Raw genomic sequence first — 15,221 nt, forward strand, 5'->3', positions numbered from 1 at the left:
GCCGGGAAGGCTCTAGACTGCCTGCAACTGATTCTCCGATCGGACGTCCCCGTGGAAACCGAGCTTTACCTGCCCGTCAAACGCTTCCTCGAAGAGCTCGGCTTCACCGTCAAGGGCGAGATCGGCGGCTGCGATCTCGTCGGCCTCAGCGCCGGCGATCCTCCGGTGGTGGTGATCGGCGAGCTCAAGCTCGCCTTCAATCTCGAGCTGATCCTCCAGGCCGTGGATCGCGCGCCGGCCGGCGACGAAGTCTGGATCGCCGCGAAGATGTCGTCCCGAGGCAAAGGGCGCGAAAGCGATGCACGCTATCGCAATCTCTGCCGCCGGCTCGGCTTCGGTATGCTCGGGGTCACCGACCGCGGCCAGGTCGAGGTGCTGGTGAAGCCGCCGACGGCGGCCCCGCGCCGCGAGCCGAAGGTACGCTCGCGCCTTGTTGCCGAGCATCAGCGCCGTCAGGGCGATCCCGTGCTCGGCGGCAGCACGCGTGCACCGATCATGACCGCCTATCGACAGCAAGCGCTGGCGTGCGCATCGGCGCTTGCCGAAGGCCCACGCCGCGTGCGCGAGCTGCGCGAGCGCTGCCCCCGACGCCGGCAAGATCTTGCTTAACAATGTGTATGGCTGGTTCGAACGCGCCGACCGGGGAATCTACGGGCTGACCGAGGCCGGCCATGCAGCGTTGAAACGCTGGCCGCAGCAACGGGTTGAGGTCGATGCAGGTGTCGCCTCACCGTTCTGAAGCCCGACCGATGCATCACGTGAATAGCTGAGATGCCACACCGATTTCATATTGCAATGCAACATTGGCGGCACTAGGTATCCCGGCATCGAAACGAGGCCGTTATGAGCGCAGACTGGAATACCAAATATGGCACGCGGCGCGTGCGCCACGATCCGCCCACCCTGGACGAGGCGATCTTCGCCGCCGTTGGCATCACCGACGATCAGGAGCAGCAGGCCGAGATCGCCGCCGCGTTGATGGGTATGCCGCTCGATGTTGTCCAGGCCGAGGTGAAGAAGCAGGCCCGCACCAACAGCCGCATCACTGCCACGCGCGTGATCGCCGGCGAACAGGGCGCACAGCGCTCGGTGGTGGTCGAACGGCGCGTCGTCCGCCGCTTCGGGAACGACAAGCGCACCGGCACCTGAGCGCTTAATTCCCTGCCGCAAATACAAAAGCGGACCGGCCTTGCCGGTCCGCTTTTTGATTCCAGTCCGCTGCTTAAGTCAGGCGGCGCGATTGCCGTAGATGCTCGAGATCAGCTCCCAGCAGGTCGAGTTGAAGTTGAGCAAGGCGCGGCCCGCCGCAAACGGCGAGGCTGCGAGATCGGCGAGCTCGGCTTCGGGCGTTTTGGCGAGATCGATCGTACCGGTCGACTCGCCATGGCGGAACGCCAGATGCGCGCCGAACTTCTTGGCGAGCGCCCGCATTGCGTGATTCTCGGCGCCCGTGGTGACGCGCAGGCGCTTGTAGCCCTTCCAGCGCGCTTCCGCGATCAGGCGGCTGAACAGCACGGTGCCGACGTTCTGGCGGCGCGCCGAGGCTTCCACGCTGAAGGCGACCTCGGGCAGCGAATCGCCTTCCGGCGGATGCAGTTCGGCCGCGCCGCGAACCACGCCGTCGACGATGTAGGCGACGATCACAGTACCGTCCTCGGCGCAGCGGGCGGCGTAACGCTCGATGAAGCTGTCGTCGAGAAAGCCGTTGAAACGGTCGTGCCGGCTTTCGGCATCAAGCCTCAGCAGGTGATCGCGCAGAAGCGGCAATTCTTCCTGCTGGATCAAGGTCCGCACATAGCCTGGAGCGGTGCGGACGGTCTCTTTAAGTGCCACGTCAAAACTCCTCTTGGTGTCCCTCGAGGAGGCGTTCGAATCCCTAGGCTTCCTATATTGTGCGTCGCAGCAAATTTTTCAAGGCGGAACCCTGCCCAAGTTAGAGGCTTCGGAAGCGACTAATTCGTTAACAAAATCAAGGCTCCGTAATCATACGAGCACCAGCTGGGTCTGGGTAACCACGGCGACCAGCTTGCCGTCTTCGGTTTCCAGCCGGGTCGTCCAGACCTGGGTACGTCGGCCCCGATGGACGGGGGTGGCGGTGGCAATGACGGTGGTTCCCTCCTTGGCTCCGCCAATGAAGTTGGTCTTGCTCTCGAGCGTGGTTGTGCCCTTGGCGTGCTCCGGCAGGTTGATCACGGTCGCGGCGGCCCCGACAGAATCAGCGAGCGCCATGACCGCCCCGCCATGGATGGTGTGGTGAAGTGTGCAGAGATCGGGCCGGACCGTCATCCGCGCCACGACTCGGTCCTTCCCGGCCTCGACGAATTCGACGCCTTTGAGCTCGGCGAACGGCATCTTCATCGCTTTAAGTTTCTCGAGCGGCGTCATCGCATCTCCTCCCAATTCCTTGTTCTCTCAGCGTGAATTGCTTCGCGCGGCAAAGCAATGACGTCCGAGGTAATGACCGTGCTGACATCGGCGCTCCCATTTGCGCATATGCTTGTCCCATGCGCCACTTCCCACCCCGCCGCATCGTCTGCCTGACCGAAGAGACGGTCGAAACGCTCTATTTGCTCGGTGAGCAGGATCGCATCGTCGGCGTGTCCGGCTACGCCGTGCGCCCGCCCCAGGTGCGGCGCGACAAGCCGCGCGTGTCGGCCTTCGTTTCGGCGGACATACCGAAGATCACGGCATTGGAACCGGACCTCGTGCTGGCCTTCTCCGATCTCCAGGCCGCCATCGCCGCCGATCTGGTGCGGGCCGGCGTCGACGTCCACGTCTTCAACCAGCGCGATGTCGCCGGGATTTTGGCGATGGTCTGCACGCTCGGCGCGCTGGTCGGCGCGGCATCGCGTGCGGAGGAACTTGCGCAAGGCTTCGAGCGGCGCCTCGCCGTGATCGCGGCAACGCCCCGCCCCTCACCGCGGCCAAAGGTCTATTTCGAGGAATGGGACGATCCGCTGATCTCGGGCATCGGCTGGGTGTCCGAGCTGATCGAGATCGCCGGAGGTGAGGATGTCTTTCCGGACCTGCGCTATCGGCAGGCCGCAAAGGATCGCATCGTCTCGCCCGAAGCGGTGCGCGAGGCTAGACCCGACATCATCCTCGCTTCCTGGTGCGGCAAAAAGGTCGTGCCCGCCCGCATCAAGCAGCGCGACGGCTGGAACGAGATTCCAGCCGTGCGTGACAACCGCATCGTCGAGATCAAGTCGCCGATCATCCTGCAGCCGGGCCCGGCGGCGCTGACGGACGGACTCGATGCGATCGTGACGGCGTTGTGGGGCGGGCACTCCTAATCCCTCATTGCGAGCGAAGCGAAGCAATCCAGAGTACCTCTGCGGACGGATCCTGGATTGCTTCGTCGCATCAGCGCAAAATTGCTGCGCAATTTTGTCGCGAGCTCCTCGCAATGACGTCCGGGCAGCCCCCATCCTTACGTCACCGCGTTCACCACCTGATATTCCGGCCGGCGCCACACTTCGTCTGAAATTACCTCCTCGATGATCTCCGCCGCCCGCATGATTTCACCCTCGCCGATATACAGCGGCGTGATTCCGAACCTCATGATGTCCGGCGCGCGGAAATCTCCGATGACGCCACGGGCGATCAGAGCCCGCATGGCGGCGTAGCCGCCGTCGAAGGCGAAGGAGACTTGTGAGCCACGGCGATCGTGCGCGCGTGGCGTGACAAGCTTCAGAGACGGGCAGCGGCGTTCGACTTCGGCAATCAGCAAATCGCCGAGCGCCAGCGAACGCGCGCGGACCTCGCGGATGTCGACGCGGTCCCAGATGTCGAGCGAGGCCTCCAGTGCCGCCATCGCCAGCACCGGCGGCGTACCGACGCGCATGCGCTCGATGCCGCCGGCGGCGACATAGGCAAGCTCGAATGCAAATGGCTTGGCGTGCCCCATCCAGCCCGACAACGCAGCGCGGACGCAATCGGTGTGTCGCGGCGCGACATAGAGGAAGGCCGGCGCGCCGGGGCCGGCATTGATATATTTGTAGGTGCAGCCGGCGGCGAAATCGGCACCGCTGCCGGCAAGATCAACCGGTAGTGCGCCGGCCGAATGCGCGAGATCCCAGACCGTGACGATGCCGAGCGCATGCGCCTTTGCCGTCAGCTTCGCCATGTCGTGACGGCGACCCGTGCGGTAATCGACCTCGGTGACGTAGAGCACCGCGATCTCCTCCGATAACGCGGTCTCGATCTCCTCCGGTGCCACAAGGCGCAATTGATGGCCGCGCCCGAGCGTGGCGATCAGGCCCTCGGCCATGTAGAGATCAGTCGGAAAATTGCCGGTGTCCGACAGGACGATCTTGCGCGAGGCGTTCATGTCGAGCGCGGCGGCAAGCGCCTGATAGACTTTGAGGGATAGCGTGTCTCCGACCATCACGGAGCCGGCTTCCGCGCCAATCAGTCGCGCGATGCGATCGCCGACGTGGCGCGGCTGGGCATACCATCCCGCAGTGTTCCAGGCGCGGATCAGTTCATCGCCCCACTCGGCCGTGATAACGCGATTGACGCGCTCGGCAACGCCAAGCGGCAGCGCACCGAGCGAATTACCGTCGAGATAGACTACGCCGTCGGGCAGATGAAACAGTGCCCTGGTGTCGTCATAGACGCGAAGCTTGGTCATGGACATCTCTACAGTATCGTACGCACGCGCCAGAGTTCGGGGAACAGCTCGACCTCCAGCATGCGCTTGAGATAGCTCACGCCGCCGGTGCCGCCGGTGCCACGCTTGAAGCCGATGACGCGCTCGACTGTCGTCACATGGTTGAAGCGCCAGCGCCGGAAATAATCCTCGAAGTCGACCAGTTTCTCGGCGAGCTCGTAGAGCATCCAGTGCGTGCCCGGGGCCTCGTAGACGATACGCCAGGCCTGCAGCACGCCCTCGTTGAAGCTGTGGGTCTCGCGAACATCGCGAGCCAGCACGGCCGCAGGCATCTTGAGCCCGCTGCGGTCGGCGAGCCGCAGCACTTCATCATAGAGGCTCGGCGTGGCAAGCTCGGATTCAAGCAGCCTGGTCACCTCGGCGTCGTGCGCGTGCGGCTTGAGCATGGCGTGATTGCGGTTACCGAGCAGATATTCGATCAGCCGGTATTGCCGTGACTGGAAGCCTGAGGACTGGCCGAGCTGCGAGCGGAAGCGCGTGTATTCGCTCGGCGTCATGGTGCGCAGCACGTCCCAGGCGTTGTTGAGTTGCTCGAAGATGCGCGAGACCCGTGCCAGCATCTTCATCGCGGGCGCAACCTCGTCCCTGGCGATGGCGCGGCGCGCGGCGCTGAGCTCGTGGATGGCAAGGCGCATCCACAGCTCGGTGGTCTGATGCTGGATGATGAACAGCATCTCGTCATGCGCTTCCGAGAGCGGATGCTGCGCGCCGAGGATCGCATCCAGAGCCAGATAGTCGCCGTAGGACATGCGCCGGGCGAAATCGGTCTCGGCGCCTTCGCTTGCAGGATCGTAATCGCTGGACGTCATGACAGATCCTCCCGATCGATCATCCCTTAGGTCCTCGTCAGTCGAGGCCGATCAGGCGCGCGGTGATCGGCGACGACGGGTCCTTCAGGGCGTCGAGCACGGTAAAATGGTTGAGCCCGGGATCGACGACCAGACGTGTCTGCACGTCGAAGCCGGTCCAGACATTGGCCATCAGGTCGGATTGCCGGATGAATTCGGGCCGCTCGCCGCCGCCGACCCAGGCAGTGACCGGTGAGATGCCACGCGGTAGATGCAGTGCAGCACTCTCGAGCTTCGCCTCTTCCATCGTCATCCGCAGCGTCTCGTTCATCTTCGTCTTCAGGAGCGGCCGCAGATCGTGCAGGCCGCTGATCGAAAGCGTACCGGCGATGCGGTTGTAGACGGCGGGTTCGAGCCGGCTGTCGTCGCAGAGCATGCGCGTGACCAGATGGCCGCCGGCGGAATGGCCGGCGAGCCGGATCGGCCCTGCGACGAGCGAGGCCGCCCTGGCGATCGCGGCGGTGATCTCCGCGGTGATGTCGGAGATGCGCGCGGCGGGCGTCAGCGTATAGCTCGGCAGCGCGACCGTCCAGCCGTGGTGCCGCGCGCCTTCGGCGAGATCGGTCCACGTGGACTTATCGAAGCGCATCCAGTAGCCGCCATGGACGAACACGACGAGGCCCTTGCTCTCACCATCGGGCAGGATCAGGTCGAGGCGCTGGCGTTCGCCGGAGCCATAGGCGATGTCGGCGCGGAAATCCTTCAGCCCGGCGCGGTAAGCCGCTGCGCTCTCCGCCCACTGCGCCGGCATTTTGTCGGAGCCCGGGATATGGGCCGTATTGGCATAAGCATCATCCCAATCGCGCATCGTGACTCCCAAGGACTCAGGCCCAGCGAACCGGCCGCCAGTCTGCCACCGGCGCGGCCGCCATCCTAGTCTTTACTTTAAGCTTAAAGCATTTGACTGCGCCCTTGTTTGGGGCAGAGGACCGGCAAGATATTTCTCTTCACCCTGAGGAGGCCGCCGGCCGGCCTTCATCCTACGAGACGCGCATTCCGCGCTCCTCGGGATGAGGATCTGGCAGTCCGTCATTGCGAGGAGCTCGCGACAAAATTGCGCAGCAATTTTGCGCTGATGCGACGAAGCAATCCAGACTGTCACCACTGAAAGACTCTGGATTGCTTCGCTACGCTCGCAATGACGGCGGAGAGAGCGGCGCGCGCGTCTACGCCTTCTCCACCCCGCACCAATCCGCGATGAACAGCGCCATCGCCTTGGTCGTCTTCTTCAGCGAGTCCAGATCAACGAATTCGTTGAAGCCGTGCATCTCGCCGCCGCTTGCGCCAAAGCACAGGCTCGGGATGCCGTGATTGAGGCCGTAGAAGCGGGTGTCGGTGAGCGCGGTGAAGACGAGGTCCTCGACCGCACCGCCATAGACCTTGTCGAAGGCCTTTGCGAAGGCGGCCTCAGGCGCCGCCGCATCGGTCAGCTCATAGCCTTCCGACAGGAAGCCCGACCATTCGATCTCCGGCGGATTGTTGGCGAGGAAGCGGTGGTTGCGCGCGGCAGCGGCGACGCAGGCCATGATCTCCTTCTGGTGATCGGCAATCGACCAGCCCGGCAATACGGCAATGCGGCAGTCGACGTCGCACCAGGCCGGCACGCTGGACGCCCAGTCGCCGCCCTTGATGATGCCGGGGTTGAAGTTGATCGGATGGTTGAGCGTCTTGAAGTGGCGATCGGCTTTAGCACGCTCGTTCCACTCGATCTCGAGCTTTTGGATCGCCTGGATCAAATGATACGCCGCCATGATTGCATTCGCCCCGGAGCCGGCGAAGGCGACGTGGGTCGGATGGCCCTTCACGCGCAGGCGAAACCAGATCACGCCGACCTGCGAGCGCACCATCTTGCCACTGGTCGGCTCCGGAATGAAGCAGGCGTCCGCACGATAGCCGCGCTGAAGCGTCGAGAGTGCGCCGACGCCGGTGCTCTCCTCCTCGATCACCGACTGGAAGTGAATCCGCGCCGTCGGCTTCAGGCCGGCCGCCTTGATCGCGTCGAGCGCATAGAGCGCGCCGATGGTGCCCGACTTCATGTCGCAGGCACCGCGGCCGAACATCTTGCCGTCCTTGATGACGGGCGAGAATGGCGGCGTGTCCCACAATTCCAGCGGCCCCGCCGGCACCACGTCGCAGTGGCCCTGCAGGATCAGCGATTTGCCGCCGTTCGTTTGCGGACGGTAGGTCCCCACCACCGAGCGCGCCTTCGAAAAATCGTGCTCGATCGGGCCGAAGCCGCGCAGATCTTTCAAGTCGTCGACATTGATGTGCCAGTCGTCGACCTCGTAGCCGCGCTCGCGCAGGAGGTCGCCGATCATGTCCTGGCATGGTCCCTCCGCCCCGCGGGTCGAGGGGATCGCGACGAAATCACTTGTGGTCGCAAGCTGGGCTTCGAAGCCGGCATCGACGGCGTCAAGAATCCTCTGCTGCGTCTCGGCATTCATCAGGCTACTCCAATCGGGCATTCAGATCATCGATGGAGCGCAAGCTAGCCGATTTCAGCCCTTCGGGTACTGTACAAAATAAGCATCCCGCAATGCATCTTCGAGCAACCGGCCTTCGAGATAGCCATTCAGCGTCGCAGGCCGCTTTACGCCGTCGAGCAGGCGCGGACACGGCTCCGGCGCGCCGAGCACGGTCCGTACGGGGATGCGCTCGGCGTAGATCGGCAACTCGTAGTCCTCGTCGTCATCAGCGACACCCTTGGCGCGGACTTTGGCCGAGGCCTCCTCGATCTCCATCGCGATGAAAGAGGTCGCCTTGACCTCCTGCGTGTTGCTCTGGCGCAGGCTCGCGGTGCGGTCCGGAAAAAAGCGATCGACCATCGCGATCACCGCACGCTCCTTCTCTTCGGCATCGGTGACGAGATAGGCGGTTCCGAACGCCATCACCGCGCGGTAGTCGGCGGAATGATTGAAGCCGCAGCGCGCCAGCACGAGGCTGTCGAGATGGGCGACCGTGAGGCACACGCGCTCGCCCCTGGTCTGGTTGCGCAGCATGCGGCTGGCGCTCGAGCCGTGCCAGTAGAGCCTGGTCCCCTCGCGCCAGAAGAAGGTCGGCGTGCAATAGGGCTGGCCGTCGATCACATATGAAACATGGCAGAGCATCGAGGAGTCCAGGATGCGATGAACCGTGTCGTGATCGTAGAAGCCGCGGTCGTGGCGACGCTTCACCTGGTTGCGCGCTGACGTCGGATAGGAAGTGGGGATCTCAGCTTGGCTCACGGCCGCTCCTGTCGGGATCGGAAGAATTCCAGACCAGTTGTAGCGGCAGATTTGGTCTGCGATAGTGCCAATTCCATGCGAAAGATTCCGACCAATTTCCCCTCGCCGGCCAAGGCCGAGCTGCCGCTCGACCTCACCGGGGCGCACATCACGCCGGGCGCGTCCGCGGCACACCGGCTGTATCAGGCGCTGTGCGAGATGATTGTCTCTGGCCTCGTCAAACCCGGCGAGCCGCTGCCGCCATCGCGGACGCTGGCCAGGCAGACGGGCTTTCGCCGCAACGCCGTGGTCACGGCCTATGAGCGCTTGATCGTCGACGGTTTCGCCGAGGCGACGGTCGGCTCCGGCACCTTCGTCGCCGCGCGCATCCCAGCGCGCGCGGCGGAGCCGAAGAAGCCCAAGGCCGTGGTCGAAGCACCGCGGCAAGGCGCGTTCTCGCTCGGCTGCACCCATATTGACGAGCGCGCGGTGCAGCGCTTCCGCGCCTTCGTCGGCCGCCGCATGCGCGCGTTCGGGTCCGAGCATCTGCATTATGGCGATCCTCGCGGAAGCCGCGAGCTGCGTGCGGCGATCGCCGATCATCTGTTGTCGGCGCGGGGCCTGCGCTGCGACCCTGACCAGATCATGCTGACGTCAGGCACGCTGCACGCGCTGCGCATCGTGCTGAGTGCGATCCTCAGGCCCAACGACCAGGTCTGGTGCGAGGACCCCGGCTATCCCGCGGCCCGCAGGACGATCGCGCATTGCGGCTATCGCGCCGTACCCGTTCCCGTCGACGAGCACGGAATGCGTGTCGCCAAGGGACGCACTGCGGCGCCTTCAGCGCGGGCGGCCTATGTGACGCCATCGCACCAGTTCCCGCTGGGCGTGCAGATGTCGATGCCGCGGCGGCTCGAACTCCTGGACTGGGCGAAGCAGGCCGGCGCCTTCGTGCTGGAGGACGATTACGACAGCGAGTTCCGCTATGACGGTGCGCCGCTGATGTCGCTTGCCGGCATCGATCACCTCCAGCGCGTGATCTACATGGGCACATTCGCCAAGACCCTGTTTCCCGGCCTGCGCATCGGCTACTGCGCCTTGCCCGAGCGCTTGATCTCGGACGTGACGGCGGCCCGAGCGGCGCTCGACCGCTTCCCCGGCACGCTAATGGAAGGCGCGGTGGCCGACATGCTCAACTCGGGTGCCTTTGCCGCCAACCTGAAGCGGGTGCGAAAGCTTTATCGCGAGGCGCGCGATGCGCTGGCCGAGACGCTGGAAGCTGCATCGGACGGGGCGCTATCGGTGCCGGTGCCGTCGCAGGGCCTGCATCTTGTCGCCCGATTCGATCCGTCGGTCGATCTGTCCGTGGCTGCCGAGGCCAAGCAGGCGGCCGGCGCGGAAGGTTGGCTGCTCGCCGACACCTATTCGCGCGCGCGTCCGCTGCCAGGGTTCGTGCTGGGATTTTCGGGGCACGCGGTTCCACAACTCGTGGCGTCAGCCGAACGGCTGGCGCGGGAATCGCGCACCACCTTGCGCGCGAGGGGCAAATCGGCGCAGCGGCGTTGACGAAGGTTCACTATCAGAATCGCCAGCTCTTACCTAGATTGTGGCATCGATACCGAGACCGCTCATCATGTTTCTCCGCCGCGCAGCCAGCCTCTCGCTCCTGATCTCTCTCGCCCTCGCCTCGACGGCGCGCGCAGGAACGATCGGACGCGAACAGGACATCGTTGATCTAAAGCTCGGCCAGCGCGTGCTCGTGGATGATGGAACCTGCCCCGCCGGGCAGGTCAAGGAAGTGCGCGGCGCGAAGATGACCGACAATGGCGTGGCGCGGACGAGCTCCTGTGTGCCGCGGTACGGTCCGAAAACAAAGTAATCAACGAAGAGCGTTACTTCGCCGGATCGAACATGCACTGCAAGGTGGGCTTGGCGATCTTGGTGAAGGTCGGGCCGATCTCACCCTGCTTGGACGTCGGCACCCAATCGGTCTCGATCGTCGGCACGCCAGTCTCGCTGATGCCGCGCAGCAGCGCCTCGCGCAAATCGCGGTCCTCGACGACAGCGGCGGCATGGTCATGCAGGCAGCCGCAAACTTCCTCCGGATGTTCCCAGCGTCCGAGCATGCGCGGCGCGCACTGACGCACGAACTCGCTGCGCGGATCCGGCAGCCTGGAAGGCGCGCGCACCTGCGCCTGCACGGAACTGATGGTCAGAAGGGAAATGAACGCTGCGGCACAGAGACGAAGGAACATGATGGCCTTTGCCTGCTGATTTTTCTTGTTGGCTATCAAAAGCGCGCGGCGACCACGATCGGCTGCGGCGCAGTGGGCGTGACCGGCGAGCCGCTGTACTGGAACGTACCGATACCGGGGAGATTGCCGTCCGGGGAACCTGCGAACGCGGAACCGGCGAGCACAAAGCCGAAAGCAAGGATGAAGCTGAGCGCGCGCATGGGCTTGTCTCCGAATTCCGTGGCCGGCGGTGCGCCGTCGTCGGTGTGACGCTGATAACCACGGGCAGTTTCGCGCGTGATGCGCCAAAACGGGAAAATGGTTTCGTCGTCATGAGAATTGTTTCGTCGCGTCCGGGGCGACGAAACATTCGGCGGAAAAACCCAATCATTTCAGACGCGTCACGCCGCGGCCCAAAGCGGTCTGGTAAGCCCTGTTCCGGCCCGGAATCGCGTCGTGCGCGGGGCGCCGTCACGTTCGCGCCTCACACGCTTCACATGCATTTTAAGTTTTTCTGCTGAAGAGAAGCCCAAACGAAGGCTGGGCCATGCCGAACTGGGGGCGCTTCGGCTGCGACCCAAGCCATCGAAACCGAGACGCCCGGATCACCGGGCGCATTCACGTGAGGGATGGCCATCATGCTGGCGGGACATCGCGCAGCGACGCGCGGGCGCGGACCAATGGACGGACGGCGGAGACCAACGACCCAGCACCACTGCACCCGGCGCTATGGTGCTGCAGTCTAGCCGCGGCTACGAGGCCGCGCCGCAGATGTTCGTGCGGCTGACCGGCTCGCATCATGCACAAATGCGCGCCAGCCGCGCTGTCGTCACTGAGTGAAGAACTCGCCGCACTTCTGGACATTTGCATCAGCCGGTCCCCACGGCATGATCGGCACTGTCGAGGTCGAGTTCTTCGGCGAACCCTCGATCAGCTTGTCCGAATAAACCATGTAGACGAGCACGTTGCGCTTGGCGTCGCAGCCGCGCACGATCTGCATCTTCTTGAAGAACAGTGAGCGGCGTTGGCGGAACATGTCGTCGCCCTGCTCCATCTTGTTCTTGAACTTGATCGGACCAACCTGGCGGCAGGCGAGCGAGATGTCCGAGACCTCCTCGGCAAGGCCGAGCCAGCCCTTGAAGCCGCCCTTCTCAGGCACTGTGAAATGACAGGCGACGCCCTCGACCTCGGGATCGTCCAGCCCGTAGGTCGCGAGCTTGTCGTTTGGGCTCATCCATTTGAACACGGTCGAACGGCGGAAGATCAGATCCGGTTCGTCGGCAGCGGTTGCCGAGGTCGCCGGCACAGCCAGCAGCAGCAGGAATAAAGCGAGGTCTTTCAAGCGGATGCCGGAAAGACCAGGGAAACGAGATGACATGAAGTTCTCCGGTAGCAAGTTCCCGCAATGTAGGGATGCGACCGCCCGTCAGGAAGACGACCTGCCGCGGGGGGCGGCCGCCGTTTACCGCTCCGTGAGGCTTTTTTGCTACGTCTTGGACAAAGTTAGCTGATCACCGAACCGCCACGTTGGTGAACGAGTATCCCCTCTGCGAGACTAACGTCTGATTTGGACTGTGGATTCAAGGAATGAATAGCGTGAACGGGTCCCGTTTTGCCGCCGCGCCTGCACGGCTGTGGCAGGTTGCCATTTTGACGGCGGCCAGTGCAATCGGCACGACCAGCCAGGCAGAAGCAGCGTTTTATTATTGGACGGATTATTCGGACGGGTCCTATTACGCCCGGCAGGAGCGGCATCCCGAAATCCCGCGCCAGAAGCCGCAGAAGCGCGGCGCAGCGGGCAAGAAAGCGGTCGTCGCGGAAAAGGAAGCCGGTACCAAGCCGCAAGGACCGCTCGTCATCGTCATCTCGATCGAGCGGCAGAAGGTCACGATCTACGATTCCCATGGCGTGTTCGCGGAGTCTCCGGTGTCGACCGGCATGAAGGGTCATTCGACGCCGATGGGTGTGTTCAGCGTCATCCAGAAGCACAAATTCCACCACTCCAACATCTATAGCGGCGCGCCGATGCCGTACATGCAGCGGATCACCTGGTCCGGCATCGCCATGCATGCCGGCGTGTTGCCGGGTTATCCCGCCTCGCACGGCTGCATCCGCATGCCGACGGCGTTCGCTGTGAAGATGTGGAACTGGACCAAGATGGGCGCGCGCGTGATCGTCACGCCGGGCCAGATGTCGCCGCAGAGCTTCTCGCATCCCCTGCTCGCTTCCGTGCGCGTGCCGCCGCAGCCCGCCGCCAGCCTCGAGCCGCAAACCAAACTCGGCGACAAGGCCGACAAGAGCGAGGCGGAAACCAAGGTCACCGAAGCCAACACGGCTGAGGTCAAGACGGCTGAGGTCAAGCCCGCTGACGTCAAGACAGCTCAGGTCAAGCCGGTCGAAACCAAGACCGCCAGCGTGGACAGCGCCCTCGAACTGCGCGCGTCGGTCGGCCACAACGTGATGTCGGATATGACGACGGGCAATGCGCCGGCCCGCGAGGAAGCGGCTGCGCCGGCCGACAAGGTTGAAGCGCCTGCCAAGTCCGGGACGAAGACTGCCGAGGCCTCCGACGCGGCCAAGCCGCAGTCGGGAGAAGCCGCCAAGCCGGCGAATGCTGAAGTGAAGTCCGCTGATATCGCGGAAGCGCCTAAGGCCGAGACGGCCGATGACAAGGTTGAAGCTGCCAGGATCGAGCCAGCCAAATCCGAAGCAACCAAGACCGAGGCAGCCAAGACCGAGGCAGCCAAGGCTGAAGCCGCCGACGCGGCGAAGAAGTCTGACGCGGCTGTCACGGCTACAGCGCCCGCACCGGACGCGAAGAAGGACGAGACCCACAGCACCGATCCCGCGCCGGCCGCAAAGCCGGAAGCGCCCAAGCGAGCCGGCCAGATCGCCGTCTTCATCAGCCGCAAGGACTCCAAGCTCTACGTGCGGCAGAATTTCGCGCCGCTGTTCGAGGTGCCCGTCACGATCGCTGCGAGCGAGCGGCCGCTCGGCACGCATGTCTTCACCGCCGAAGTCGACAAGACCGACACCAATGCGCTGCACTGGTCTGTGGTGTCGCTGCCGGTCTCGGTCCGCGCCGCCGCGCGCGAGGATGATGGCCGCATGACGCGCCGTCAGCGTGGTGCCGCATTGATCCCAGTCGCCGCGAAGCCCGTGGTCACGCCGGACAGCCCGGCCGAGGCGCTCGACCGTATCTCGATCCCGTCCGATACCATGGCGAAGATCAACGAGATGCTGACCAGCGGCAGCTCGATCATCGTCTCCGACCAGGGCATCAACCAGGGCGAGACCGGCGAAGGCACCGACTTCATCGTCCGCCTGCACTAGCCGCGCTTCGCGGCGTCCGATAACGCGGTGTTGACGAGGCCGATCGCGAAGGCGGAGTAGCATTCGCCCCGAATCATTTCGGGGGATACCGTCATGATGAACCGCAGGACTATGCTCATCGCGGCGCTTGCAGGCACGCTCGGGCCGGCAACCCGCGCACTCGCCGATGGCGGAATGAGCCGGATCTCGGCCTACGCCTTTTCCTTCCCGGCATTGTCCGGCGACGATATCCGCCTTGCCGCTTTCACAGGCCGGCCACTGCTCGTCGTCAACACCGCCTCGCTCTGCGGCTACACTCCGCAATATGCCGGCTTGCAGGAGATCTGGAGCGAATTTCGCGAGCGCGGACTGACTGTGATTGGCGTACCCTCCAACGATTTCGGCGGACAGGAACCCGGTGGCACCAGCGAAATCACGGAGACCGCGCACCACCAATACGGCGTTACCTTCCCGATTGCGGCCAAGACCATTGTGGTCGGTGCGAAGGCGCATCCGTTCTACAAATGGGCGGCAGACGCACGCCCCCGAGAGGTTCCGCGCTGGAACTTCCACAAATACCTGATCGGCCGCGATGGCTATATCGCGGAGGTCTTCGCCTCAGCCGTCGATCCGACCGACACACGGATCAAAACGGCGGTCGCCAAGGCACTGGCCGATAGCTGACACGACGCGCCCAACACGGTTGGGCACAATTGTGGCGGGACGCCAAACAGCCGTTGCAATGACGAGGGCCCACCATCTAGGCTAGGGTCATCAAGGGGCAGGATGGTTTTGCCGGAGGCGAAAAGCCACGGTGGAACAACGGGATCAATCTCGAGGACAACACCATGCGTGTGGCTGCAGGACTGATTTTGGCAAGCGCGATGTCTCTGGCGATGACCGGCGCCGCATGGTCGCAGACCCCGGCCGCGAAGCCCGCAGCCGCCACGCA

Annotated in this window: 16 protein-coding genes and 2 pseudogenes; 8 read left to right on the plus strand and 10 right to left on the minus strand. The window is 64.1% G+C overall.

Features of this window, described 5'->3' with window-relative positions; translation table 11 throughout:
- Window positions 1–51: 51 nt before the first annotated feature.
- Together AC630_RS37460 and AC630_RS37465 are read left to right on the plus strand one after the other, a co-directional pair.
- Window positions 52–739 (plus strand): annotated as a pseudogene (locus tag AC630_RS37460) (DUF2161 domain-containing phosphodiesterase).
- Window positions 740–843: 104 nt separating this feature from the next.
- Window positions 844–1,149, plus strand: coding sequence for a hypothetical protein (locus AC630_RS37465; protein ID WP_015686575.1), 306 nt, complete (start codon window positions 844–846; stop codon window positions 1,147–1,149).
- 78 nt (window positions 1,150–1,227) lie between these two features.
- On the opposite strand, the gene AC630_RS37470 is transcribed toward AC630_RS37465, so the two are convergent.
- A complete protein-coding gene (locus AC630_RS37470; protein ID WP_074123398.1) occupies window positions 1,228–1,833 on the minus strand; it encodes a GNAT family N-acetyltransferase in 606 nt (201 codons plus the stop codon).
- A gap of 150 nt (window positions 1,834–1,983) precedes the next feature.
- Entirely contained in the window at window positions 1,984–2,385 is a 402-nt protein-coding gene (locus AC630_RS37475; RefSeq protein WP_074123399.1) for a PaaI family thioesterase, read from the minus strand.
- A gap of 119 nt (window positions 2,386–2,504) precedes the next feature.
- Here AC630_RS37475 and AC630_RS37480 point away from each other — a divergent pair, with 119 nt between their 5' ends.
- Window positions 2,505–3,293 (plus strand): cobalamin-binding protein, encoded by a 789-nt coding sequence (locus AC630_RS37480; protein WP_074123400.1) that lies wholly within the window; start codon window positions 2,505–2,507, stop codon window positions 3,291–3,293.
- A 137-nt stretch (window positions 3,294–3,430) separates the two neighbouring features.
- Here AC630_RS37480 and kynU read toward each other — a convergent pair whose 3' ends face one another.
- From kynU to AC630_RS37505, 5 genes are all read right to left on the minus strand, one after another.
- Window positions 3,431–4,633 (minus strand): kynureninase, encoded by a 1,203-nt coding sequence (kynU, locus tag AC630_RS37485; RefSeq protein WP_074123413.1) that lies wholly within the window; start codon window positions 4,631–4,633, stop codon window positions 3,431–3,433.
- An 8-nt stretch (window positions 4,634–4,641) separates the two neighbouring features.
- Complete coding sequence (gene kynA / locus AC630_RS37490; RefSeq protein WP_074123401.1) at window positions 4,642–5,481, minus strand: tryptophan 2,3-dioxygenase; 840 nt, start codon at window positions 5,479–5,481, stop codon at window positions 4,642–4,644.
- A gap of 37 nt (window positions 5,482–5,518) precedes the next feature.
- Window positions 5,519–6,328: a hormone-sensitive lipase gene (locus AC630_RS37495; RefSeq protein ID WP_074123402.1), complete on the minus strand. Its 810-nt coding sequence runs from the start codon at window positions 6,326–6,328 to the stop codon at window positions 5,519–5,521.
- Between the two features lie 358 nt (window positions 6,329–6,686).
- Entirely contained in the window at window positions 6,687–7,964 is a 1,278-nt protein-coding gene (locus AC630_RS37500) for an ArgE/DapE family deacylase (protein WP_074123403.1), read from the minus strand.
- Window positions 7,965–8,018: 54 nt separating this feature from the next.
- Window positions 8,019–8,744: a pyridoxamine 5'-phosphate oxidase family protein gene (locus AC630_RS37505; RefSeq protein ID WP_074123404.1), complete on the minus strand. Its 726-nt coding sequence runs from the start codon at window positions 8,742–8,744 to the stop codon at window positions 8,019–8,021.
- A 75-nt stretch (window positions 8,745–8,819) separates the two neighbouring features.
- Here AC630_RS37505 and pdxR point away from each other — a divergent pair, with 75 nt between their 5' ends.
- Window positions 8,820–10,289 carry a MocR-like pyridoxine biosynthesis transcription factor PdxR gene (pdxR, locus tag AC630_RS37510; RefSeq protein WP_074123405.1) on the plus strand — a complete coding sequence of 490 codons (1,470 nt, stop codon included), beginning with the start codon at window positions 8,820–8,822 and terminating at the stop codon, window positions 10,287–10,289.
- A gap of 67 nt (window positions 10,290–10,356) precedes the next feature.
- Window positions 10,357–10,602 carry a DUF6719 family protein gene (locus AC630_RS37515; RefSeq protein WP_074123406.1) on the plus strand — a complete coding sequence of 82 codons (246 nt, stop codon included), beginning with the start codon at window positions 10,357–10,359 and terminating at the stop codon, window positions 10,600–10,602.
- Window positions 10,603–10,615: 13 nt separating this feature from the next.
- On the opposite strand, the gene AC630_RS37520 is transcribed toward AC630_RS37515, so the two are convergent.
- From AC630_RS37520 to AC630_RS37530, 3 genes are all read right to left on the minus strand, one after another.
- A complete protein-coding gene (locus AC630_RS37520) occupies window positions 10,616–10,978 on the minus strand; it encodes a hypothetical protein (RefSeq protein WP_074123414.1) in 363 nt (120 codons plus the stop codon).
- Between the two features lie 35 nt (window positions 10,979–11,013).
- Window positions 11,014–11,178 (minus strand): hypothetical protein, encoded by a 165-nt coding sequence (locus AC630_RS45935; protein WP_167561356.1) that lies wholly within the window; start codon window positions 11,176–11,178, stop codon window positions 11,014–11,016.
- Window positions 11,179–11,786: 608 nt separating this feature from the next.
- Window positions 11,787–12,335 (minus strand): CreA family protein, encoded by a 549-nt coding sequence (locus AC630_RS37530; protein ID WP_074123407.1) that lies wholly within the window; start codon window positions 12,333–12,335, stop codon window positions 11,787–11,789.
- A 209-nt stretch (window positions 12,336–12,544) separates the two neighbouring features.
- On the opposite strand from AC630_RS37530, the gene AC630_RS37535 reads away from it, so the two are divergent.
- The 3 genes and pseudogenes from AC630_RS37535 to AC630_RS47485 form a co-directional block, all read left to right on the plus strand.
- On the plus strand, window positions 12,545–14,290 hold the full coding sequence (locus AC630_RS37535) for a L,D-transpeptidase (RefSeq protein WP_074123408.1): 1,746 nt from the start codon (window positions 12,545–12,547) through the stop codon (window positions 14,288–14,290).
- A 93-nt stretch (window positions 14,291–14,383) separates the two neighbouring features.
- Window positions 14,384–14,953, plus strand: coding sequence for a glutathione peroxidase (locus AC630_RS37540; protein ID WP_074123409.1), 570 nt, complete (start codon window positions 14,384–14,386; stop codon window positions 14,951–14,953).
- Between the two features lie 143 nt (window positions 14,954–15,096).
- Window positions 15,097–15,221 (plus strand): annotated as a pseudogene (locus AC630_RS47485) (polysaccharide deacetylase family protein); the annotation flags it as partial.

Origin of the sequence: Bradyrhizobium sp. AS23.2, assembly GCF_001908185.1 — a bacterium.
GTDB lineage: Bacteria > Pseudomonadota > Alphaproteobacteria > Rhizobiales > Xanthobacteraceae > Bradyrhizobium.